Origin of the sequence: Bifidobacterium callitrichos DSM 23973 (assembly GCF_000741175.1) — a bacterium.
Taxonomy (GTDB): Bacteria; Actinomycetota; Actinomycetes; order Actinomycetales; family Bifidobacteriaceae; genus Bifidobacterium; species Bifidobacterium callitrichos.
On sequence record NZ_JGYS01000008.1, the window covers coordinates 123,549 to 144,951 of the forward strand.

Annotated in this window: 19 protein-coding genes; 14 read left to right on the forward strand and 5 right to left on the reverse strand. The window is 64.3% G+C overall.

All coding sequences use genetic code 11. From position 1 onward, the window contains the following. The first annotated feature begins 25 nt into the window (after nucleotides 1–25). Together BCAL_RS06385 and BCAL_RS12220 are read left to right on the forward strand one after the other, a co-directional pair. Nucleotides 26–895: a DUF805 domain-containing protein gene (locus BCAL_RS06385; protein WP_043164701.1), complete on the forward strand. Its 870-nt coding sequence runs from the start codon at nucleotides 26–28 to the stop codon at nucleotides 893–895. Further along, the gene (locus tag BCAL_RS12220; protein WP_052119022.1) at nucleotides 886–2,268 is read left to right on the forward strand and encodes a sensor histidine kinase; all 1,383 of its coding nucleotides are present in this window, start codon (nucleotides 886–888) and stop codon (nucleotides 2,266–2,268) included. Before BCAL_RS06385 ends, BCAL_RS12220 begins: the two co-directional genes overlap by 10 nt. On the opposite strand, the gene BCAL_RS06395 is transcribed toward BCAL_RS12220, so the two are convergent. Next, the gene (locus BCAL_RS06395) at nucleotides 2,262–2,975 is read right to left on the reverse strand and encodes a response regulator transcription factor (protein ID WP_160268282.1); all 714 of its coding nucleotides are present in this window, start codon (nucleotides 2,973–2,975) and stop codon (nucleotides 2,262–2,264) included. The genes BCAL_RS12220 and BCAL_RS06395 overlap by 7 nt on opposite strands. Nucleotides 2,976–3,199: 224 nt before the next feature. Here BCAL_RS06395 and BCAL_RS06400 point away from each other — a divergent pair, with 224 nt between their 5' ends. The 3 genes from BCAL_RS06400 to BCAL_RS06415 all read left to right on the forward strand — a co-directional run bounded on the left by BCAL_RS06400 (nucleotide 3,200) and on the right by BCAL_RS06415 (nucleotide 6,912). Then, nucleotides 3,200–4,312: a CPBP family intramembrane glutamic endopeptidase gene (locus tag BCAL_RS06400; protein ID WP_081887309.1), complete on the forward strand. Its 1,113-nt coding sequence runs from the start codon at nucleotides 3,200–3,202 to the stop codon at nucleotides 4,310–4,312. 246 nt (nucleotides 4,313–4,558) lie between these two features. Then, nucleotides 4,559–5,719 (forward strand): CPBP family intramembrane glutamic endopeptidase, encoded by a 1,161-nt coding sequence (locus BCAL_RS06410; RefSeq protein ID WP_081887310.1) that lies wholly within the window; start codon nucleotides 4,559–4,561, stop codon nucleotides 5,717–5,719. Between the two features lie 71 nt (nucleotides 5,720–5,790). Beyond that, complete coding sequence (locus BCAL_RS06415; RefSeq protein WP_043164697.1) at nucleotides 5,791–6,912, forward strand: beta/alpha barrel domain-containing protein; 1,122 nt, start codon at nucleotides 5,791–5,793, stop codon at nucleotides 6,910–6,912. 206 nt (nucleotides 6,913–7,118) lie between these two features. Here BCAL_RS06415 and BCAL_RS06420 read toward each other — a convergent pair whose 3' ends face one another. Then, nucleotides 7,119–8,471, reverse strand: a complete 1,353-nt coding sequence (locus BCAL_RS06420; protein WP_043164696.1) for an NAD(P)/FAD-dependent oxidoreductase — start codon at nucleotides 8,469–8,471, stop codon at nucleotides 7,119–7,121. A 282-nt stretch (nucleotides 8,472–8,753) separates the two neighbouring features. Here BCAL_RS06420 and murA point away from each other — a divergent pair, with 282 nt between their 5' ends. Beyond that, nucleotides 8,754–10,079 carry a UDP-N-acetylglucosamine 1-carboxyvinyltransferase gene (murA, locus tag BCAL_RS06425; RefSeq protein WP_043164695.1) on the forward strand — a complete coding sequence of 442 codons (1,326 nt, stop codon included), beginning with the start codon at nucleotides 8,754–8,756 and terminating at the stop codon, nucleotides 10,077–10,079. A gap of 9 nt (nucleotides 10,080–10,088) precedes the next feature. Here the strand turns inward: murA and BCAL_RS06430 are convergent, their stop codons facing one another. Together BCAL_RS06430 and BCAL_RS06435 are read right to left on the reverse strand one after the other, a co-directional pair. After that, nucleotides 10,089–11,327, reverse strand: a complete 1,239-nt coding sequence (locus BCAL_RS06430) for an MFS transporter (RefSeq protein WP_043164694.1) — start codon at nucleotides 11,325–11,327, stop codon at nucleotides 10,089–10,091. A gap of 12 nt (nucleotides 11,328–11,339) precedes the next feature. After that, on the reverse strand, nucleotides 11,340–11,972 hold the full coding sequence (locus tag BCAL_RS06435; protein ID WP_043164692.1) for a TetR/AcrR family transcriptional regulator: 633 nt from the start codon (nucleotides 11,970–11,972) through the stop codon (nucleotides 11,340–11,342). 243 nt (nucleotides 11,973–12,215) lie between these two features. Here BCAL_RS06435 and BCAL_RS06440 point away from each other — a divergent pair, with 243 nt between their 5' ends. The 8 genes from BCAL_RS06440 (at nucleotide 12,216) to BCAL_RS13395 (ending at nucleotide 20,681) form a co-directional block, all read left to right on the forward strand. Next, the gene (locus tag BCAL_RS06440) at nucleotides 12,216–13,115 is read left to right on the forward strand and encodes a lysophospholipid acyltransferase family protein (RefSeq protein WP_043164691.1); all 900 of its coding nucleotides are present in this window, start codon (nucleotides 12,216–12,218) and stop codon (nucleotides 13,113–13,115) included. A gap of 25 nt (nucleotides 13,116–13,140) precedes the next feature. Beyond that, nucleotides 13,141–14,136: an NAD(P)H-dependent glycerol-3-phosphate dehydrogenase gene (locus tag BCAL_RS06445; protein ID WP_043164689.1), complete on the forward strand. Its 996-nt coding sequence runs from the start codon at nucleotides 13,141–13,143 to the stop codon at nucleotides 14,134–14,136. A 208-nt stretch (nucleotides 14,137–14,344) separates the two neighbouring features. After that, nucleotides 14,345–15,466 (forward strand): D-alanine--D-alanine ligase family protein, encoded by a 1,122-nt coding sequence (locus BCAL_RS06450; protein ID WP_043164688.1) that lies wholly within the window; start codon nucleotides 14,345–14,347, stop codon nucleotides 15,464–15,466. 591 nt (nucleotides 15,467–16,057) lie between these two features. Beyond that, complete coding sequence (locus tag BCAL_RS06455) at nucleotides 16,058–17,227, forward strand: ABC transporter substrate-binding protein (protein ID WP_043164687.1); 1,170 nt, start codon at nucleotides 16,058–16,060, stop codon at nucleotides 17,225–17,227. Nucleotides 17,228–17,284: 57 nt separating this feature from the next. Further along, nucleotides 17,285–18,214 (forward strand): ABC transporter permease, encoded by a 930-nt coding sequence (locus BCAL_RS06460; RefSeq protein ID WP_043164686.1) that lies wholly within the window; start codon nucleotides 17,285–17,287, stop codon nucleotides 18,212–18,214. Continuing rightward, nucleotides 18,205–19,080 (forward strand): ABC transporter permease subunit, encoded by an 876-nt coding sequence (locus BCAL_RS06465; protein ID WP_043164685.1) that lies wholly within the window; start codon nucleotides 18,205–18,207, stop codon nucleotides 19,078–19,080. Before BCAL_RS06460 ends, BCAL_RS06465 begins: the two co-directional genes overlap by 10 nt. A gap of 5 nt (nucleotides 19,081–19,085) precedes the next feature. Beyond that, nucleotides 19,086–20,318 carry an ABC transporter ATP-binding protein gene (locus BCAL_RS06470; RefSeq protein WP_043164684.1) on the forward strand — a complete coding sequence of 411 codons (1,233 nt, stop codon included), beginning with the start codon at nucleotides 19,086–19,088 and terminating at the stop codon, nucleotides 20,316–20,318. Between the two features lie 168 nt (nucleotides 20,319–20,486). Then, the gene (locus tag BCAL_RS13395) at nucleotides 20,487–20,681 is read left to right on the forward strand and encodes a hypothetical protein (RefSeq protein WP_152600309.1); all 195 of its coding nucleotides are present in this window, start codon (nucleotides 20,487–20,489) and stop codon (nucleotides 20,679–20,681) included. Nucleotides 20,682–20,902: 221 nt separating this feature from the next. Here the strand turns inward: BCAL_RS13395 and BCAL_RS06475 are convergent, their stop codons facing one another. Further along, nucleotides 20,903–21,352 carry a hypothetical protein gene (locus tag BCAL_RS06475; RefSeq protein WP_043164683.1) on the reverse strand — a complete coding sequence of 150 codons (450 nt, stop codon included), beginning with the start codon at nucleotides 21,350–21,352 and terminating at the stop codon, nucleotides 20,903–20,905. Between the last annotated feature and the right edge of the window lie 51 nt (nucleotides 21,353–21,403).

Here is a 21,403-nt window from a genome sequence, read left to right on the forward strand (position 1 = left end):
AGCATAACGAGGAAAGGATCCGCTGATGCGTGAGGACAACAGTAACGGCAGCGATGGCAGCAACCGATTCGCCGGCGACGACCGATCCGTCAAGGGGGATGACGGCCCGTTCACTCCGGCGCCGTACGCTCCACAATCCCCCGTCAACCCGTATACGCAGTACGCGTACATGCCGAACGCCAAACCGCCGCTCGACGCGCCATGGTACGGCATCGGATTCGGCGACGCGATCGTGCGGTTCTTCCGCAAGACGTTCATCTACAGCGGACGCGCCTCCCGCGGCGAATACTGGTGGGCGGTTCTCTTCATGGTGATCGTCGAGATCGTGGTGGGGTTTGCCGCGTATAGCATAGCGTCGGCGTTCGGAGTGAAGGATGCCGCCATCGACTCAGCGTCGTCGCTGTCGGGAGCGTTCTCCGCCGGTTTCTCGGCCGGATGGAACGGGGAGGAATCGCCCGAGACGCCGTTGTCGGACATCATGACGCTGGCCATGATCGCTGCTCAGCTGGTGTGTTTCCTGCCCCAGCTGTCGCTGTCCATTCGTCGTCTGCATGACGTGAATCTGCGCGGATGGTGGTATCTGGCGCCGTTGGGCGTGATGTTCGGCGGACTCATTGCGGGAGCCGTCGTCTTCTTCCTCGCCGCCAGGTCCGACGACACGGCCATCAGCATCATGGGTCTCGCCGCATCGGTGATGGGTATTCTCGGCGCGATCCTGCTGTCGAATCTGATCTCCATCGTGATGATGATTCTGCCCAGCAATCCCAGGGGCGTGCGATTCGACAAACCGGTGCTGCGCGGGTATGAAGCGCCGAATCGCACCGTTCCGGCGGCCGGTGCCGATCCGATTCATAATCCGGCACATAGCGGGGATGGGGCAGCGCAATGGCGGTGAATGAACTGCGTGATCTGACACGGCGTGTCCGCGCATGGCTGCGCGAGCCGCACTTTCTGGAGAAGAACGCGATCGTCGGCGCGCTCCTGCTGGTGATCGAGATGATCCTCGTCCCGCCGGCGAGCCCTACGCAGATGCTGCTGGCGTTGGCATGGCTCGTTGTCGTCGTCGCCGTGCCGTTCCGAACCAGACTGATATGCCTGCTCGCGCCGGTGCTGCTGCTGGTCGTACCGTTCCTGCCGGTCGACGTGTGGTGGGCGAGCGGCGGGACGGCCATCATCACCGTTTTCCTGGCGATCGGGTATGCGCTGTCCAATCGAGCGATGATCGGGGTGCTGCTCGCGTACTCGCTGGCCGATGCCGTCTGCTTCGCTCTGTTCGACACGGCGTCGATCGGCGGCGGTGTGATCCGCGGCATGGTCGAGGAGTTCAACAGGATCGGCGCGGACGGTACGATTCCCGTGCGCTCGATGGAGGTCTCGCCGCTCTACACGATCCTCATCGTCGTCGGTACGTTCATACTCGATCTGATGATCCTCGGATTCTTCGTCGTCTTCGGCGCCGCGTTCCGTCGCGCGTCCGCGGCGGGCGAGCGGGTGGCGCGCGTCGAACGCATGCTCGACCGGATCACGCGCGAGCAGGAGCTTGCACACATGATCCATGATTCCGTGGCCAACGACATGTCCACCATCGCGATGCTCGCCTGGCGCGCCAAGGCGATGGACGATGACGATGAGGTGCTCGACGCGATCTACGCCAGATCGCATCACGCGCTCGACCGCGTGCACGAGGTCATCGACGTGCTCAACGGCAAGCGGGACATCACCGAGCTGACCGCGGAGGAGGGATATGACGCTGGCGGCGCCGTCGGAGCGCATGCGGGTGATCTGTCCTTCGACGCCCAACTTGAGAAGTACATTGAGGATCAGAATCGGGCGATGACCATGCTGGGACTCGCCGGCGTCACCCGATTCAACAGCGCGCCGGACGTCGTTGTGCCCAAGCCCGTGCGTCGCGTGGTCATGGGGCTGACCGAGGAGATCTATGCGAACATCGTGCGGCATTGCGCGATGGACGATGTCGACGAGACTGCCAGTGCCGGTGCCGGTGCCGGTGCCAACGCCGCGGCGAGCTCGCGCCGGATCGACGAGCCCGCGTACAGCCTGTTCGTGGAGATCACCGCGGAGCATATCCGCATCAGCGAGGTCAACGCGATCGCGGACGAATCGAAGACCCTGGTGCACGGGAGGCGCCACGGCAGCGGACTGGCGTTGCATCGCGCGGCGATTGAGATGGTCGGCGGCACCCTCACCACCAGCAATCTGGACGACACCTGGATGATCAGCGCCGACATCCCGCTCGGAACTCACTGACTCAGCCAGATCGCGATCGCGTGCGCGAGCGAATTCGCGCCGAGCTTGTCGACCGCGCGATGGGCGTGCGTGCGAACCGTGGAGGCCGCGACACCCCATTGCGCGGCGATCTGGTCGTAGGTGAGCCCGCGCGAGAGCAGATGCAGCGTCTCCGCCTCCTTGGAACCCAGTTTGGGGCGTTCGGGGGCGTTGCCGTCGTTGCTTTCATTGGCGTCATCGACGGTGTCGACGAGCAGTCGATGCGCTTCGGATGCGGTACGGAACGTGACCATCGAACGCAAGGCGGGAGGCGTGTAGACCTCGCCCGACGACACCATGCGCAGCGCCTGCGCGAGTTGCGGGATATCCGCCTTCGAGACGATGCCCTGTGCACCCGCCTCCGCGATTCGCGTCGCATAGTCGGACACCGAGAACGCGGTGATGCCGAGCAGCGCCACGCGATCGGTGCGCATGCGGATCTTGCGGCACACGCTCACACCGGTGGCGTCGCCCAACGACATGTCCACCAGCAGCAGTTTCGGGCGGGTCTCGGGGTCCAGCGCCTTGCGCACCGCCTCGTCGGCCGATTGTGCGTCCCAGATCCAACGGGCCGACGGCAGCAACTGCGGCAGAATCCCCTTCAACGCCAGCAGTGCCATGCGGTCGTTGTCCACCATGGCCACCAGCGTCGGCACGGACTGTGCGGATTGTCCCTTCTCAGCACTCATACGCGCCATTCTAGTGGTCGGTCTGTGCAGTTAGGGGGATTCTGGTCCTCTGACTACCCCTCAGTCCCGCTTCGCGAGCCAGCTCCCCTGACAAGGGGAGCCAAAAGGTGGGTTTTCAGGCGCGATGGGTGTCCTCGACAACCGTCTGTAGACGTGTGTGTACAAGGGTGGACGCGTGTGTACACCGCCGGAATCGCCCTGTTTCCAACGGATACCTTGGAATCATGAACATTACAACCACGAAGCCGCAGCGGCCGGCACTTGAGCCGCTTCAGTCCCAGTCGGTACTCACCGCTCAGCCGCTGCAGCCGCAGCAGCCCGTCTCCGTTTCCGCCTCCGAATCCCCCGAATCCCCCGAACAGCGCAAGTGGTGGCGTGGATGGCGTCGCCGCGTCGTCAACCGGGCGATGGGGGTGACGCTCATCTACCAGATGATCCTGATCATCCTCGGCAGTGCCGCCCTCGCCTTCCTCGCTTTCACGTCCTCCAGTCGTGACGAGTATTTCCGGGGGCAAGGTGTGGCAAGCCTCGCCGTAGTGCTCGTCGCCGTCGGATTCCTGACGATCGTGCGTCGGCGCGACATCCTCACACGCGAGTTCTGGCTGGGAGGCGCGCATACCGACACCTACGGCGAACCGAACCAGTTGGGACACATCAGCCAATACGGCGGCGCGCGCATGACCCCGAGGTGGGCCCTCGTATTCTTGGCCCTTGCGTTCGGCGTGCAGGGAGTTCGGATGGCCATCACCTGGGGACTGAGCCAGGTCGGCGTCGATCTCGTCTCACCGGCGCTTGAGAGCATCAGTGAGGCGTCCGTCACCGTGAGCATGTGGCTGTACGCCGGTCTGATCGGGCCGATCTGCGAGGAGGTGCTGTTCCGCGGTGTGCTGATGAAGGAGTTGAAGCCGCTGGGCAAGAACTTCGCGATCGTCACGTCCGCGCTGATATTCGCCCTGTTCCATCAGGATCTCGTGCAGAGCACCTACGCGTTCGCCATGGGCCTGGTGCTCGGCTTCATCGCGATGGAGTACTCGCTGATATGGGCGATCGCGCTCCACGTATTCAACAACGCGGTCCTCGGCGGACTGAGTGCTGGCATCACGCATTACTTCGGCGAGACCGGGGACGCGGCATTCATGTGGGCCATCATTGCGATCGGTTTGATCGGCCTGATCGTCGTGTTTGCGAAGTATGGCAAGGGGCTTACGGAGTACCAGCGTGCCAACCGCAGCGTGAAGGGCACCTACTCCGGCTGGGCTTCATGGACGTTCATCGTGTTCGTCGCGATCACCCTCGCATCCGCCATCTTCTCCTACATCGGCGCGGTGATGGGCTGAGAGGCGATGATCTGACACCGATATGACATTGCCGATACTCCGATCCGTTTCAAGAAAGCGCCGTCAGTGGATTTTTCGCCACTGACGGCGCTTTTGATGCGTGGGAAGGCCGGGAGATGCGTGACGGTTTCGGCGCGGTTCGTGACCGACAAGCTGGGCAAAGGCTGGTAATCATCTGTGTACCAGGGTCGACGCGTGTGTACAACTGTCATGCGTTCCACAGTCTGAGCGATTAGCGTATGAATCATGAACACAAACCAAGAGCCGCAGCGGCCGGCGGCACCGTCGCAAATTCAGTCGCAGCCGCAATCGCCCCAGCCGGGCTATCCGGCGGCGAACTACCAAGCTCAGCAGCCGGTGAGGCAGCCGGCACAGACGTACTATCCGCCGCAGCCCCTGCCGGAGGATCCACGCAAGGTGCTCCGCAGGAGGCAGCGCAGGATGATCAACCGGCCGGTCGGCCTGACGCTGGCGTATGAGGTGGTGATGAACATCGGCGCTGCCATGGCCGCGCTGACCATCGTGATCGTGACGATGGCGGAGCGTTCCGAGTTGACCAACCTCATGGTTATTCGTCACACCGGCATCGTGATGCTGGTCGCGGTGACGTGCGCGATCGTGTTCCTGCTGTTCATGCGTCGCAAGGACATCCTCACCCGCGAGTTCTGGCTCGGCGGGCCGCACAGGGACAACTATGGCGAGCCGTGGCAGATCGGGCGCGTCAGCCGGTACGGCGGAGCGCACATGAAACCGCTGTGGCTCCTGGTGTTTCTCACCCTGTGCCTCGGTATTCAAGGCGTGGTCACACTGGTGCAGCTCGGCTTCTCCGCCATCGGCCTGTCCCTGCCGTCGCCCACGTCGGAGAGCATCACCGAATCGGCCGTCACCGTGAGCATGTGGCTGTACATCGGCCTGATCGGTCCGATCTTTGAGGAGGTGCTGTTCCGCGGCGTCCTGCTGAAGGAACTGAAGCCATTCGGACGCAACTTCGCGATCGTCACCTCGGCGCTCCTCTTCGGTCTCTTCCACGGCGACGTGGTGCAGGGCGCGTTCGCCTTCCTGATGGGCCTGCTGCTGGGCTTTGTCGCGATGGAGTACTCGCTGGTGTGGTCGATCGCGCTGCACATCTTCAACAACGCGATCCTGAGCGGCGTGGTCGACGGCCTCGCCTCGCACTATCTGGACGACAACGGGTATCTGGCGTACTCGCTCATCCTGAGCCTGATCGGGGTCGCCGGCACGATCCTCGCGTTCGTCGTCTACGGCAGGGGATTGAAGGCCTACGTGCGCGCCAATCGCAGCGCGCCGGGCACGTACCTCGGCTGGACGTCGTGGACGTTCATCGTGTTCGTCGCCGGCAACGCTCTGACGGCCATCGTCTCCTTCATCGGAGCGCTGATGGGCTGACGTTGCGCTGTCAGCGGTTCGGCTTGTCCCTTGCCCTATGCTGGAACGTATAGCGGTACCAAGGAGGATATATGAGCGAGCAGTTCGAACCGTTTTACGACGTCAATCGCACGTATGAGGACAATTACGAACAGGGGCCGTTCGGGCTGTTCGCCGAGGCGCTGAAGGGGGAGCCGGGTGCCGAGGAGGGCGCGGCCGCCGCCGAACCGGCCCAGCCCGCCGAGTCGTTCCTCGGCGTGCCGGTGAACCTCGCGTTCGGCATCCCCGCGGGGCCGCTACTCAACAGCCGCTTCACGACGGCCGCATTCCGCATGGGCTTCGACCTCGCGACGTACAAGACCGTGCGCTCGCGGGCGTGGGGCTGCAACCCGTTCCCGAACGTGCTGGCCGTGCATCCGAAGTCGGCCGACGGCTCCCTGACCCCCGGCAGCGACGAACTCGACGAGGGCGTGCTCGCCGACACGAACTACGAGCTGCCGATCTCCATCTCCAACAGCTTCGGCGTGCCCTCGCAGGACCCGGACCGCTGGCAGCCGGACATGTTCCGCGCGATCGAGGCGGCCGGCCCCGGCCAGCTGCTCGTGCCGAGCTTCCAGGGATCGCGCGTCGAGGGCATGAGCGAGGAGGACTACATCGCCGACCACGCCACCACCGCGCGACTGGTCAAGGAGACCGGCGCGAAGGTCATGGTCATGAACACCAGCTGCCCGAACGAGGGGCACAATCGCCTGCTGTGCCATAACCCGCAGCTGGTCGGGCGCATCACCGAGGCGGTGAAGAACGAGATCGGCGACACCCCGCTCATGGTCAAGCTCGCGTACTTCCCTGACGACTCCTCGCTCGAGCTGATGATCCGCTCCACCGTGGAACGTGGCACCGTGCAGGGCTTCAGCACGATCAATACGATCTCCGCGAAGCTCGTCGACGCCGAGGGGCGTCAGGCGTTGCCCGGCGCCGGCCGCGACCGTTCCGGCGTGTGCGGCAACGCGATCCGCGGCGCCGGCCTCGACATGGTCCGCCGCCTCGCCGCCCTGCGCGAGAAGCTCGGCCTCGACTTCGCGATCAACGGCGTCGGCGGCGTGATCACCCCGGCTGATTACCGGGCATACAAGAGCGCCGGCGCGGACAGTGTGATGTCCGCCACCGGCGCGATGTGGGACGCGGAACTCGCCCGCGAGATCAAGGCGGAGTGAGACGGGATCGGCCGTAGGCCGATGCTGTGCTGCTCGCCTTCTCTCCTCCAGTCAGCCTGCGGCTGCCAGCCCGTCCTGCAATTGTGGACGCGCTGCGCGCGCAGATGGCTAGCTCGCCTGTCGGCTCGCACGTTGCCTACAAACAGCTCTGCTGTTTGCTTTACGGCAACGTCCCGTCAGAGGGGGGCCACCCCACGGCAACCTATTTATTCCGCTGCTTCGGCGGCGGCCTTCATGGCTACGGCGCCGACGTAGTAGACCGGCTTGTCGAAGTTCGGCTGGAACAGGAAGTCGACGTTGGCGAGCTCGTCGATGGTGAACTTCGCCTGGATCGCCATCGAGATGACGTTCGCGGCGCCGGAGATGTCGGCCTTCGAGCAGAACTGGCCGCCCTTGACCTCGCGCGTGACCGGGTCCCACGTGAGGATCGACGTGACCGGCGTGGTGGTGAGCATGAAGTCGGGGCGGTAGTCCTCGGTCAGCTCGGTCTCGTGGACCGTAAGTCCCCGGCGCTCCGCACCCGCCTTCGTCAGACCCGACGCGGCGAGCGACAGGTCGTACAGCTGCACGGCGGAGGTCGCCTGCGTGCCGAGGTACTTGACGGTCGGCTTGTCGATGTTGCGGCCGACCAGCAGACCCTGGCGTACGGCGTTCGTGGCCAGCGGGATGTAGTCGTGCTTGCCGGTCGGGTTGTAGAAGACGGTCGCCGAGTCGCCGCACGCGTACACGTCCGGCATGGAGGCGCGCATGTACTCGTCGATGACGATCGCGCCGTTCGCCAGCATGTCGACCTGGCCCTTGACGAGGTCCGTGTTCGGCAGGAAGCCGACCGCGAGGATCGCCATCTCGGCCGTGTACTCACCCTTCTCGGTGACGACGGTGACGGTGTCGTCGTCGTTGTCGCGGAAGGCGGTGACCTTCTGTCCGAGCGCGAGCGTGACGCCGTGCTCCTCGAACGCGGCGGCCACCTGATCGGTGATCTGCTTGTCGAAGTTGTTCGCGAGCGGTCGGTCGAGTCCGTCGACCAGCGTGGTCTTGACGCCGGTGAGGCTGAACTGCTCGGCGATCTCGGCGCCGATGTAGCCCGAGCCGATCACGACCGCGGACTTGGCCTCCTTGGCCTTGGACTTGATCGCGATCGCGTGGTCCCAGTTCTTGCACAGCAGCACGTGCGGGCTGTCGATGCCCGGAATCGGCGGGATCACCGGGCGTGAGCCGGTGGTGACGACCAGCTTGTCGAAGTGAAGGATCTCGGGTTCGGCGTCCGGATCGTCGACCGGACGGTAGGCGAGCGTCTTGCCGGCGACGTCGATCGAGGTGACGTCGGTGCGCATGTGCATGGTCGCGCCGGCCTGCGCGAGCTGTTCCGGCGAGGAGTAGAACATCTTCTTCGGGTCGGACACGTGATCGCCCACCCACAGGGCGATGCCGCAGGACAGGAACGACAGGGTGCCGTTGCGTTCGAAGACGTGGACGGTCCAATCGGGATGCTCGGCGAGGATGGAGGTGGCGGCGAAGGTGCCGGCATGCGTGCATCCGACGATGGCGACGGTGGTCATAGGTACAGCTCCTTTGCAGGTTGGTCGGGAACGTGCGGAGTCTTTCGTTGCCTCCGCCTGTGAACGTTCACCAGCTGTTCACCACATTAGCAAAGCCGCGATCGGGTGTTGCGATTGGCGCGTATCGCAGGGCGATAATGTGATGCGGGTCACATTGCGGTGCTGGGGTCCGGTTTCGCTGCGAACATACCACCGCCTTTATTTCACGACGTACGCACATGCCGTATGGCACACTGTCATATAGTGTTTCCGCGGTCCAGGAAGAAGACGAAAGAGGTAGTCGTGGGCGAGAACGAGAACGATGTGCTGCATGTCGAGGGCGGTAAGCCCCTCAACGGCACGATCAAGGTGCGTGGCGCGAAGAACTTCGTGAGCAAGGCGATGGTCGCCGCACTGCTCGCACCGGGCAAGTCGGTGCTGAAGAACGTGCCCGAGATCCGCGACGTTCACGTGGTCTCCGATCTGCTGCGCCTGCACGGCGTGGACGTGGACGTGGACGGCGCGGGCGGCATCGTCACCATCGATGCCTCGCACGTGCAGCTGGCCGACGTGGCCGACGTGGACACGCTTTCCGGCTCCTCGCGCATCCCGATCCTGTTCTCCGGCCCCCTCGTGCATCGTCTCGGCGAGGCGTTCATCCCCGCGCTTGGCGGATGCAACATCGGCGGCCGTCCGATCGACTTCCATCTGGAGACCCTGCGCAAGCTCGGCGCGAACGTCGACAAGGAGCACAAGGACGGCATCCACATCACCGCGCCGAACGGTCTGCACGGCGCGAAGATCCACCTGCCGTACCCGTCCGTCGGCGCCACCGAGCAGACGCTGCTCGCCGCCGTGCTCGCCGAAGGCAAGACCGAGCTGTCCGGCGCGGCCACCGAGCCCGAGATCATGGATCTCGTGTGCGTCCTGCAGAAGATGGGTGCGATCATCTCCGTGGACGTGGACCGCACGTTCCGCATCGAGGGCGTCAAGGAGCTCAAGGGCTACACGCACACCTCGCTCACCGATCGCATCGAGGCCGCATCCTGGGCCTCCGCGGCGCTCGCCACGCACGGCGACATCTTCGTCAAGGGCGCCACGCAGCCCGAGATGATCACCTTCCTCAACGTGTTCCGCAAGGTCGGTGGCCAGTTCGACGTGACGGACAAGGGCATCCGTTTCTGGCACCCGGGTGGGGACCTGCACCCGGTCGCCATCGAGACCGACGTGCACCCCGGTTTCATGACCGACTGGCAGCAGCCGCTGGTCGTCGCCCTGACGCAGGCCAACGGCCTGTCGATCGTGCACGAGACCGTCTATGAGAACCGTTTCGGCTTCACCAAGCCGCTCGTGCAGATGGGTGCGACGATCCAGCTGTACCGCGAGTGCCTCGGCTCCCTGCCGTGCCGCTTCCAGCAGCGCAACTACAAGCATTCGGCCGTGATCTTCGGACCGACCCCGCTGACCGGCCGCGACATCGACGTGCCGGATCTACGCGGCGGATTCTCACACCTCATCGCGGCGCTTGCGGCGAAGGGCCCGTCCAACGTGCAGGGCATCTCGCTCATCGACCGCGGCTACGCCGACTTCCGCGGCAAGCTGCACCAGCTCGGCGCCGACATCGACTGATCGGAGGCGTTATTCGTCGAATCTGCGGGCGAGCGGCACCATCGCCGCGGTGAGCACGGCCATCGCAGCGGCACTGGCGAACAGCACCACGGCGACGGGGAACCGGTCGTAGGCCCAGCCGTACACCATCTGTCCGAGCGGCTGGGCGCACATGGCCAGCGCGGAGAGCATTGCCATGACCTTGCCGGTCATCGCCTCCGGCGTGCTCAGCTGGATCGCCGGAATCGTGATGAGGTTCGTGAAACAGGTCGCGACCATCGTGCCGCAGGTGAACGCCACCAGTACGATGAGCTGCGCCCACGCGCCGATCGGCAGCAGGAAAGCGACTCCCTGCGGGACGAGCAGCAGCACGAACGCGGCCAACGCCACCGGCATATGCCGCATCGTGAGCTTCGCCGCGAATAGTCCGGCGATGAAGGCGCCCGCGACTCCGGCCACACCCACCAGCCCGTCGGCCACACCATAGACGGTCGAGTCGAACCCGAGCACCGTGCGGATCGTATACGGGAATCCGACTGCGGAATACCCGATCACGATGAAGTTCAGTCCAGCCACGAACAACGCCAGCCGGAACACGTTCGGGCGGTCATGGGTGAGGAAGCGGACGCCGGCCTTCAGGTCCTCGAGTGGCGTCGGCAGTTCCTCGTCGCCGCGGTCGGGCGCGCCGAGACGGATGAAGCATTCGAGCAGGGCGGCCGCGGCGAAGCTCGCGATCGTGATCGCCATCATCAGATGGATGCCGAACATCGCGTACAGCACGCCGCCGAGGAAGCTCGGCAGCAGGGAGCCGAGCTGCTGCGTCTGATTGACGACCGCCATCGCCCGGCGCAGCGTCGACTGGCCGTACTTGCGGTACATCTGGGGGAGCGCGGCCTGCACGGTCGGCGTCTCGAACGCGCCGAGCACGGCGAGGGCCACCTGCATCGCCGCGATCGCGATCATATTGAAGCCGATCGTGGCGAAGAGCAGCGCGCACGCGAGCACCAGCACGCCGGAGAGTGCGTCGAGTGCCACCATGATCGTGCGGCGGTTCATGCGGTCGGCGAGCACGCCGCCGAATGGCGAGAGGATGATGGTCGGGACGATCGAGACCGCGAGGATCGACGCGAAGACCGTTGCGGAACCGGTCTCGTCGAGCACCCACATCGACATCGCGAACCGGAGCATGAGATTGCCGAACAGGGAGATGCCCTGACCGGCGACCAGTAGGATGAAATCGCGTGAAATAAGATGGGTATTCGGGTTCATGAGGGGGGCCGATCAGATCAGGGCGGTGTATCCGCGGGAAACGGTTTCGATGAGATCCTTGTCGAGGATCGGTACGCCCAACCCGGTGCATACCGCGGCCAGAGCCTCGACGCGGTGATGCAGTTCGTCGGCCGTCGCCGGGTAGAACGTGGGGACGAGCCAGTAGTTGGTCAACAGGGCGAGCAGTTCCGCCGCCTCGCGTGGGTATGCGGTGTCGATCGAGCCGTCGGCGACGCCTTCGCGGATCATCGCCTCGAACATATCGGCGACCTGGGTACGCCAGACCTTGAGATTGGCGGCCAGGAGCTTCGGATCGTGCATCGCGGGATAGGCCATGTTCATCAGACGCATATGCTCGTTGTCGGCCGCGGAACGGCGGAAGGCCTCACGCAGCTTGTCCAATCCGGTCAGCCCCGTGTCGTTGATCGCCGTGGGGTCATGGCGGGATTGGTCCTCCTCGCCGATCGCGTCGAGGATTGCCTCCTTCGACTTGAAGTGGTAGTAGACCGCGCCTTTCGACAGGTCGCCGAGGCTGTCGACGATGTCCTGCATCGTGGTGCCGTCATACCCCTTGGTGAGGAATAGCCGCTTCGCGACGTCGAGGATGCGTGCGCGGGTGCGTTCCGGGTGCTTGTTGCGTGCCATGCGTGCCTCCTTGACCATCTAGTATACATACCGACGGTCGGTATGTATACTAGGCGTTTTACAGCGAATCATTCTCAATAGGAAACGTGTGAGCCAAACGCACGCTTCCGCACAATCGCACATCGGGTCAAAACCGCGGAATCACGCGGAAAACGGAGTATTGGTGTGCGATTGACGGATCGTCAATCCTCACACTTTCGTTAATGAGAACAAGTCGCTGTAAGGGACTGTAGAATAAGGCGCATGGCATCCAAAGGAAAACCGTCGCCGCGCTCCGCGGTCACACCCTTAAGCAATGCGAGGGTCGCCGAGCTCGCCGAGCGGCATCATCTCGTCGATCCGATGCACGACTTCCCGACCGGGCGCGACCGCAAGGCCAACGTCGCCGAGATCAATGCGCAGAACCCGAAAGCGACCAAGCGACTGCTCACCGGCGTCGACGTGGTCTTCCGCGCCAGCTGCAAAACGCGCGCATGGGGGCTCGAGCACGTGCCCGAGGACGGCCCGTTCATCACCGCAGCCTCGCATGTGACGATGTTCGACGTGTTCGTGCCGATGGCGAGCCTGTTCCACATGGGCCGCCGCCCGCGCTACATGGCCAAGGCTGAAATGGCCAAATGGCCGGTCATTGGCAAATGGTTCCAGCTGGTCGGCATGCAGCCGGTCCAGCGCCACTCCGGCAAGGCCAAGCAGATCGAGGAGACGTCGATCGACATCCTCACCTCCGGCCGCCCGCTGACCGTCTGGCCCGAAGGCACGGTCACGCGTGACCCGAAGAAATGGGTGATGAGCACCAAGGAAGGCGCCGCGTTCATCGCGCTCGAAGCGTCCCGCAGGCTTGGGGCTCAGGTGCCGCTGTTCTGCGCGGCGACCTGGGGCGCGGCGTCGATCAACCACTGGTGGCCATGGCCGCGTAAGAACGTCGTCATGTACTACGGGCCGCAGCTCGACTACTCCGACCTGCTCGCCGACATGGATTCGTGGGGCGACGAGCCGCCGGCCGAGGCGGTGGACGCGCTCAACTGGCGCATCTTCCGCCAGCTCAACAGGCAGCTCGAGGAGATCCGCGGCGAACGGTTCCCCGAAGCCGGATACTGGGACTATCGCACGATGAGCCGCAAACCGCTGCCAGCGGAGAAATAGCGCGTAAGAAGTAAGGAGAACACGTATGAGAATCACGGTATTGGGCGCGGGCGCATGGGGTACAGCTTTCGGCCAGGTGCTAGCCGACGCCGGCAACGAGGTCATGATGTGGGCGCGCGAGCCTGAAATCGTCGAAGGCATCCACGAACGTCACTGCAACGAAGTGCGACTGCCGTTCATCGAACATCTGCCCGACGCGATCGACGCCACCGGTGACAAGGCCGCAGCCGTCAAGGACGCCGAAATCGTCGTCGTCGCCATCGCCGCGCAGTTCGCCCGCGTCGCACTCGAGGACTTCAAGGGACTCATCCCCGATGACGCGATCGTCGTGAGCCTCATGAAGGGCATCGAACGCGGCACGAACAAGCGCATGGACGAGGTCGTGCGAGAATCCCTCGACCTGCCCGCCGAACGCTTCGCCGCCATCTCCGGCCCGAACCTGAGCAAGGAGATCGCGCTTCGCCAGCCCTCCGCCACCGTCGTCGGCTGCGAGAACATCGACAACGCGACGAAGGTCGCCCAGGCCTGCACCACCGACTACTTCAAGGCGTTCGTCACCACCGACGTCATCGGACTGGAGATGTGCGGCTCGCTCAAGAACGTCGTCGCGCTCGCCGTCGGCATGGCCCGCGGCGCCGGATACGGCGAGAACACGGCCGCGATGATCGAGACGCGAGGACTGGCCGAACTGACCGCCCTCGGTCAGGCGGCCGGTGCCGACCCGAAGACCTTCGCCGGACTCGCCGGCGTGGGCGATCTCATCGCCACGTGCGGTTCGCCTCTGAGCCGCAACTACACGTTCGGCTCGAACCTTGGCAAGGGATTGAGCAAGGAGGAGGCGACCCGCGTGAGCAACGGCGTCGCCGAAGGCGTGCCCACCACCGGAGCGGTCGTCGCGCTCGGCGACGAACTCGGCGTGCCCACGCCGCTCGCCTACGCGATGAGCCGCGTGCTCGACGAGGGCATCTCCTGCGCCGACATGCTCTCCCAGCTGTTCGGCCGCGAGGTCACCGCCGAGTGAGGCCCGCGCGCCATCGACGCGAAACTGTCGCCGGGTAATCTGTGGAGAAACCCCGCGTCCGCTGGACCGTCGTCCCATGACGGACGATAATCGACGACGGACAGAAACGGGCCGGGCAACCGGGCAACCGTAATCGACAATGGGCGGGCGACACCGACCGGCCGATCCGGCACGAGGCCGGAAGGCGACGAAAGGAACAACAAGGAACATGGCCAAGAAGCGCATCGTGGTGCTGTACGGCGGCAGGGCCGACGAACATTCGATCTCCTGCATCTCCACGGCCGGCGTGCTGGGCGCGCTCGACACCGACAGGTTCGAGGCGATCCCGATCGGCATCACCAAGGACGGCAAGTGGATCGTCGACGGCGAGGACCCGCGCGGCTGGAACCTCGACGGCGGTACGCTGCCGGTCGTCGAAAAGATCGCGGGCGCGCGCGACGTCGTGCTCGACGTGGCTCTGGGGCAGGACGGCTTCTTCGCGCGCAACGCCGACGGCACGCTCGAATCGCTCGGCCACATCGACGCCGTGTTCCCCGTGCTGCACGGGCCGTACGGCGAGGACGGCACCGTGCAGGGCCTGCTCGAGATGATGAACGTGCCGTACGTCGGCTGCGGCGTGTTCGCCTCCGCCGCCTGCATGGACAAGCATTACACGAAGGTCGTGCTCGCTGCCGCCGGCATCCCCACCGCGCCCGGCGTCATGGTCGACGCGCGTACCGTCAAGCCTGCGGCCGCGCTGGAGCAGGTCGAACAGGCGGGACTCACCTACCCGCTGTTCGTCAAGCCGTCTCGCGCCGGATCCAGCTTCGGCGTGACCAAGGTCGAGGAAGCGCGCACGCGTGAGGAACAGATCGAGAAGCTGGGGTCGGCCATCGCCGAAGCCGGCAAGCACGACTGGAAGGTCCTCATCGAGCAGGGCATCGACGGCCGCGAGATCGAATGCGCCGTACTGTGCGCGCATCCGGGCGACGAACCCGAAGCCAGCTGGCCGGGCGAGATCGTCCTCGACCACAACGACGACGACCAGTTCTACGACTTCGACTCCAAGTACATGGACGCCACCGCCAGCCACGTCGAAGTGCCGGCCAACCTGCCCGTCAGCGTCCTCGAGGACGTGCGCGACGTGGCCCGCCGCGCGTTCGTCGCGGTCGACGGCGCCGGCCTGAGCCGCGTCGACACGTTCGTGCAGCCCGACGGCTCCGTGATGGTCAACGAGATCAACACGATGCCCGGATTCACGCCGATCTCCATGTACCCCAAGGCGTGGGACGCCACCGGCGTGAGCTACACCGAGCTGATCACGCGTCTCATCGAAGGGGTGCTGCGCTAGCGTTTCGCTTTGTCCTTTTCTCGCTCTTTAGCGGGTGGCCGCAGTGGGCGGCGATTTTCTGTTCTGGACACGCTCAAGGCCGCTCGGCCAAGCCTACGGTCCAGAACAGAAAATCGCCGCCCACTGCTCCGTTGAGTGGGGACGTCGCGAAACGTAGCGTGGGGAGCGGAAGCGGCGGGAATGTCACGTAACGTTTGACGTAACGGAGCTGAGGGGCGTGAAGCGTAACGTTGAAACGTAACGGAGCGGGGGATGGCGATTCCCTGTTCGGGACCGTAGGCTTGGCCGAACGGCCTTGAGTGTGTCGCGAACAGAGAATCGCCATCCCCCGCGGCCACTGCTGGAACTGAAAATAACAGCCGGAAGAGTCCTCACGAAAAAGTGACGAAAATGACGTAGCTGTCACAGTTCACTTGTAGTTTTCTGAAATTCATCGAGGTGTCGCGCAAGGTCGCGCGATGTTCACCGGCAGTCCGGTGTCGCGACAGATAGCGGCCGTAGCTTGTTGCCTTGGAATTATGGGCCGCGTGAATACAGCGCGAATGAAAGCCCCGACTCCCTAGAGGTTAGTTGAGTAAAGAGGAAAATCGAATGAAGAACCTGCGTAAGCTTGCGGCTGGCGCCATCGCCACCGTGCTCGCGTTCTCGATGGCCGCCTGCGGCTCGAGCAGCGCCTCCTCCAACGGCGACTCCCAGCAGTCCGCCGGCAAGTCCGTCACCGTTGACCAGAAGTCCGCCAAGGCCACCTCCCTGTCCGACTTCGGCGCCATGGACGACCTCGTCGCCGCAGCCGAGAAGGAGGGCGCTCTGAACGTCATCGCCCTGCCGCACGACTGGTCCAACTACGGTGAGGTCATCTCCACCTTCAAGAAGAAGTACCCGAAGATCAAGGTCACCGAGCTCAACCCGAACGCCTCCTCCAAGGAGGAGCTCGACGCCGCCAAGACCAACAAGGGCACCGACGCCGCGCCGGACGTCTTCGACGTCGGCCAGCAGATCGCCGCCACCTCCACCGACGCCTTCGCTCCGTACAAGGTGCAGGCCTGGGACAAGATCCCGGCTGAGAACAAGGACGCCAACGGCGCCTACTACGCCGACTACACCGGCATCATGTCGATCGGCTGGAACAAGGACAAGTACGGCGACATCAACAAGCTCGAGGACCTGCTCGACCCGAAGTTCGCCGGCACCGTCGCCCTCAACGGCAAGCCCGCCGAGGCCGGCGCCGCCTTCAACGGCTACCTGATGATCAACCAGCTGGCCGGCGGCGACATCAACAACCTCCAGCCCGGCCTCGACTTCTTCAAGAAGCTCAAGGACGCCGGCAACCTCACCACCGTCGACGTGACCAACGGCACCATCGACTCCGGCCAGACCGGCGTCGTCATGGACTGGACCTACAACCAGGCCTCCTACAAGAAGGAGCTGAAGTCCAAGGGCGTCAACTGGGAGTACAAGACCTTCCCGAAGGCCCAGGTCGTCAGCTACTACAACCAGGCCATCAACGTGGACGCCCCGCACCCGGCGGCCGCCCGCCTGTGGGAGGAGTACCTGTACTCCGCCGAAGCCCAGAACCTGTGGTTCAAGGGCGGCGCCAACCCGGTCCTGCTCTCCTCCATGAAGGAAGATGGCACCGTCGATCAGGACACCCTGAAGGACGCCATCACCATCGAAGGCAAGCCGGTCTCCTACACCAACGATGACGCCACCCGCATCACCGAGTGGCTCCAGAACAACTGGGACAAGACGATCGGCAACTGATCCGCGGCAAATCGCAGATCACCGATCATCACTGATCACACGCGAGACGCAATCACCATGACTGCAGCAATCGCACAGAACGGGTCCGCCGCCAAGCCGGCGGGCCCTTCCGCTACTTCCTCATCGTCCGCCATCGCGCGGCATCGCAAGGAACTGGGCACCTTCGCGGTGGCCATCCCGTTCTTCGCGTACACGGCGTGCTTCCTGCTCGCCCCCACCGTGATCGTCATCATCGGCGCGTTCCAGACGCGTGACGGTGGCTTCACGCTCGCCAACTTCAACAAGCTGTTCGAGGCGAACACCGTTTCCGCGTTCGTCACGTCGATCCTCGTGTCCATCGCCTCGTCGGTGATCGGTGCCGTGGTCGGCGGACTCGCCTCCTACGCGCTCGTCATCGGCTCCAAGCCGAATGGCCTGCTGCGCCGCATGGTCTCCGCGATCTCGTCCGTGCTCGCCCAGTTCGGCGGCGTCATGCTCGCGTTTGCGTTCATCGCGACCATCGGCATCAACGGCATCGGCACGATGCTCATCAAGACCGTGACCGGCCTGACCGTCAACCCGAACTGGCTGAGCTCCCTGCCGGGCCTCGTGACCGTGTACTGCTACTTCCAGATCCCGCTGATGATCATCATCTTCCTGCCCGCGGTCGATTCGATCCGTCCGCAGTGGCGTGAGGCCTGCGAGTCGCTCGGCGGCAACACGTTCCAGTACTGGACGCGCGTGGCACTGCCGATCCTCGCCCCTCGATTCATCTCCGCGTTCCTGCTGCTGTTCGCCTCCGCGTTCTCCGCGTACGCGACGGCCGCCGCCCTGTTCTCCCAGCGCTCGATCCTCGTGCCGCTGATGATCCAGGGCGCGATGCGCAACGAGATGGACCCCAACCAGCAGGGCTTCGCCCAGGTGCTGGCATTCGCGATGATCATCGTCGTGGCCATCGTCATGCTGTTGAGCCACGCCGTGGAAAAGAGGGCCGGACGTTGGCAGTGAAATCAAACGAAACGCTTGAGCCGACCGGACCCAAGCCGCCGCAGCTGCGCGCCGCACGCATCCGCAAGCAGAGCGTGATCAAGTTCGTGATCCTGTTCATCACGCTTGCGTTCCTGTTCGTGCCGCTGATCTCCATGCTCGTGTTCACGCTGCGTCACCCGCTGTCCGGACGCTGGTCCGCGGCACCGTGGATCGCGATCTTCACCGGCAACGGCGAATCGCTCGGCGCCGACCTGACCGTGCTGTGGCAGGGCCTTGGCGCCTCGCTCGGCCTGTGCCTCGTAACCGTCGTGCTCATGCTGCTGCTCATGGTGCCGACCATGGTGATCGTGCACATCCGCTCCAAGGCGCTCGAACGCGCGATCGAATGGGTCGCGACCCTGCCGCTGACCATCCCCGCCATCGTGCTCGTCGTCGGCCTTGGCCCGATCTACCGCTGGCTGAGCTCCCAGGTGTTTGACACCAACCCGATCTGGCTGTGCTTCGCGTACGTCGTGCTCGTCATGCCGTTCGCCTTCCGCGCGATCGCCGTCGGGCTCAACTCGATTGACGTGAAGACCCTCGTCGAGGCGTCCCGCTCGCTCGGTGCCTCCTGGCCCAAGGTGTTCTTCCGCGTGATCATCCCGAACCTGTGGCAGTCGATCCTGTCCGCCAGCTTCATCTCCATCGCCGTCGTGCTCGGCGAATACACCGTGGCCTCGCTGCTCGGCCGTATGAACCTGCAGGTCGCGCTCTACCAGCTCGGCCAGTCCAACTCCCAGATCTCCACCGCCATGTCGCTGCTTGCTCTGCTGTTCGGCGTGGTGCTGTTGGTCGCCCTCGACCTGATTTCCGAGCGTGTGGCCAAAACCAAGGAAGGCAAGTAACTCCCATGTCACTCGCAGAACAGAACGTCAGCGCAGCCTCGGCCGATCAGGCCGAGGACGCCTTCAAGAACGATCCGACCGCCACGCTCGAAGGCGTGCGCGGCAAGGACGTGACCAAGGCCGCCAAGGCCCTGCTCAAGGACTCCACCACCCGCGGTGGCGGCATCCAGATGCAGGACGTCGTCAAGATCTACCCGGGTGCCACCACCCGCGCGCTCGACGACTTCAACCTCGACATCAAGCCCGGCGAGATGGTCGTGCTGCTCGGTGGCTCCGGCTGCGGCAAGTCCACCGCACTGCGCTCCCTCGCCGGTCTCGAGGACATTCAGGGCGGCCGCATCCTCGTCGGCGGTCAGGACGTCACCGGCGTGCCGGTCAACAAGCGTGAAATGGCCATGGTGTTTCAGGCCTACTCGCTCTTCCCGCACATGACCGCTGTCGAAAACGTCGAATTCGGCCTCGAAGTGCGTGGCGTCGGCAAGGACCAGCGCCGCAAGATCGCGATGGAGCAGCTCGAACTCGTCGGCCTCGCCGATCAGGCCACCAAGTACACGCAGCAGATGTCCGGTGGTCAGCAGCAGCGCGTGGCCCTGGCCCGCGCTCTTGCGATCAAGCCGCGCGTGCTCCTGCTCGACGAGCCGCTCTCCGCCCTCGACGCGAAGGTGCGTGTCCAGCTGCGCGACGAGATCCGCCGCATCCAGCTCAACACCGGTACCACCACCGTGTTCGTCACCCACGATCAGGAGGAGGCGCTTGCCGTCGCCGACCGCATCGGCGTCATGAACCACGGCCGCATCGAGCAGATCGCCGCTCCGCAGGACCTCTACCAGCGTCCGGCTACTGAATACGTGGCGACGTTCATCGGCCTGACCAACCGTCTGCCCGGCGTCTCCAACGGCGAGGAGGCGGTCGTCTTCGGCCAGCGCGTCCCGCTGCTGCCGAACTCCCGCAAGGGAGATCTGGTCACGGTGCTCGTGCGTCCGGAGAATCTGACGCTCGTGCGCGCAGGTGAAGCCACCTCCAAGGTGGGCGAGCACGCCCGCGTCGAGGTGATCCACTTCCTCGGCGCCGTCGCGCGCGTGGACTGCGAGATCTCCACCGGCGAATACCAGCACTGGAACAAGGGCGAGCAGCTCAAGGTCACCGTGCAGCTGCCGGCGAACGAACTGCCGGCCGGGCTCGCGACCGGAGACGAGGTCGTCGTCGCGCCTCGCCCGGTGGCGGCGCTGGCCTGCTGACGGGCCTTCTTTCCGTCTGATCTCGTCTGATCATTCCGCTGGTTCCGGTTGATTCCGGTTCCAGCGGTGATCGCCGTCCCCCCCCGCTCCGTTTTGTTGGGGATGTTGCGTCCGATGCGCTGCTCGGCCGCGCCGCTTTAACCATGCTGCCCGGCTGTGCCTCCGGCTGTGCCGCTCAACGCATTTTTCAGTATTTTTGGCGTTGAGCGGCACGACGATGCGTCATTGCCACCCCATCGCCTTTTTGACATGTTGTCAAAATGGCTATTTTCCAGCGATTCTGCAACAGCCAGTATTTCAAGAACTGTCTCTGCCGCCGATCTGTCTGCCGCTCAACGTGAAAAAACACCGAAATCGCGTTGAGCGGCACGGTTTTCTGCCGCCCAACGAACATCAATCGATTGACATACGCCGAGTGGCAAACTCATCACGCATCCATCCCCGATCCGCCCCGGTCGCCGTATCGGATCCTGTGGGATCGAACGTAATGGAGCGAGAAATGAGAGCTCTCGCGGCGGATCCTGTGGTGGATCCTGCGGGATCGGACGTTTTGAGGCCTCCGCAAGTCCCCATAACGTCGGATCCTACGGGATCGGACGCAAGTTGTGGAGTCGGGCGGTGAAGAGGCCGGATGCGGCCAGGCCGAGGGCACTCAGGAGGATGGTGGAGGTGAGGATCGTGAAGTGCATGAGTCCGGTCGTGGCCCAGAAGATGACGAACGCGACCAGCATGTAGGCGGTCAGGGCGAGCAGGGTGGCTCGGGTGATGCGCAGGCGCGTTGCCAGAGCCTTATCGCTCATGCGGGTGACGGATGCGCAGCAGATGGCGACGGTCTCGACCTCGACGACGAGGAGCAGGACAGTTCCGATGATGATCGAGGCGGTGATGAACGGCTGGATGAACGCGATCTCCGGCCAGTTGCGGAATCCTTCGGCGACCGTCTCATGGATCACGGCGACGGCGAGCAGCGTGATGAGAGCGGCGGCTAACTGCAGGACGCCAACGAGAATCTTGCGGACAGTTACGGATTTCATGGCGGTTCCTCCTAGGGAAGAATATCGTAACTTGATACTAAGTGTATCGTA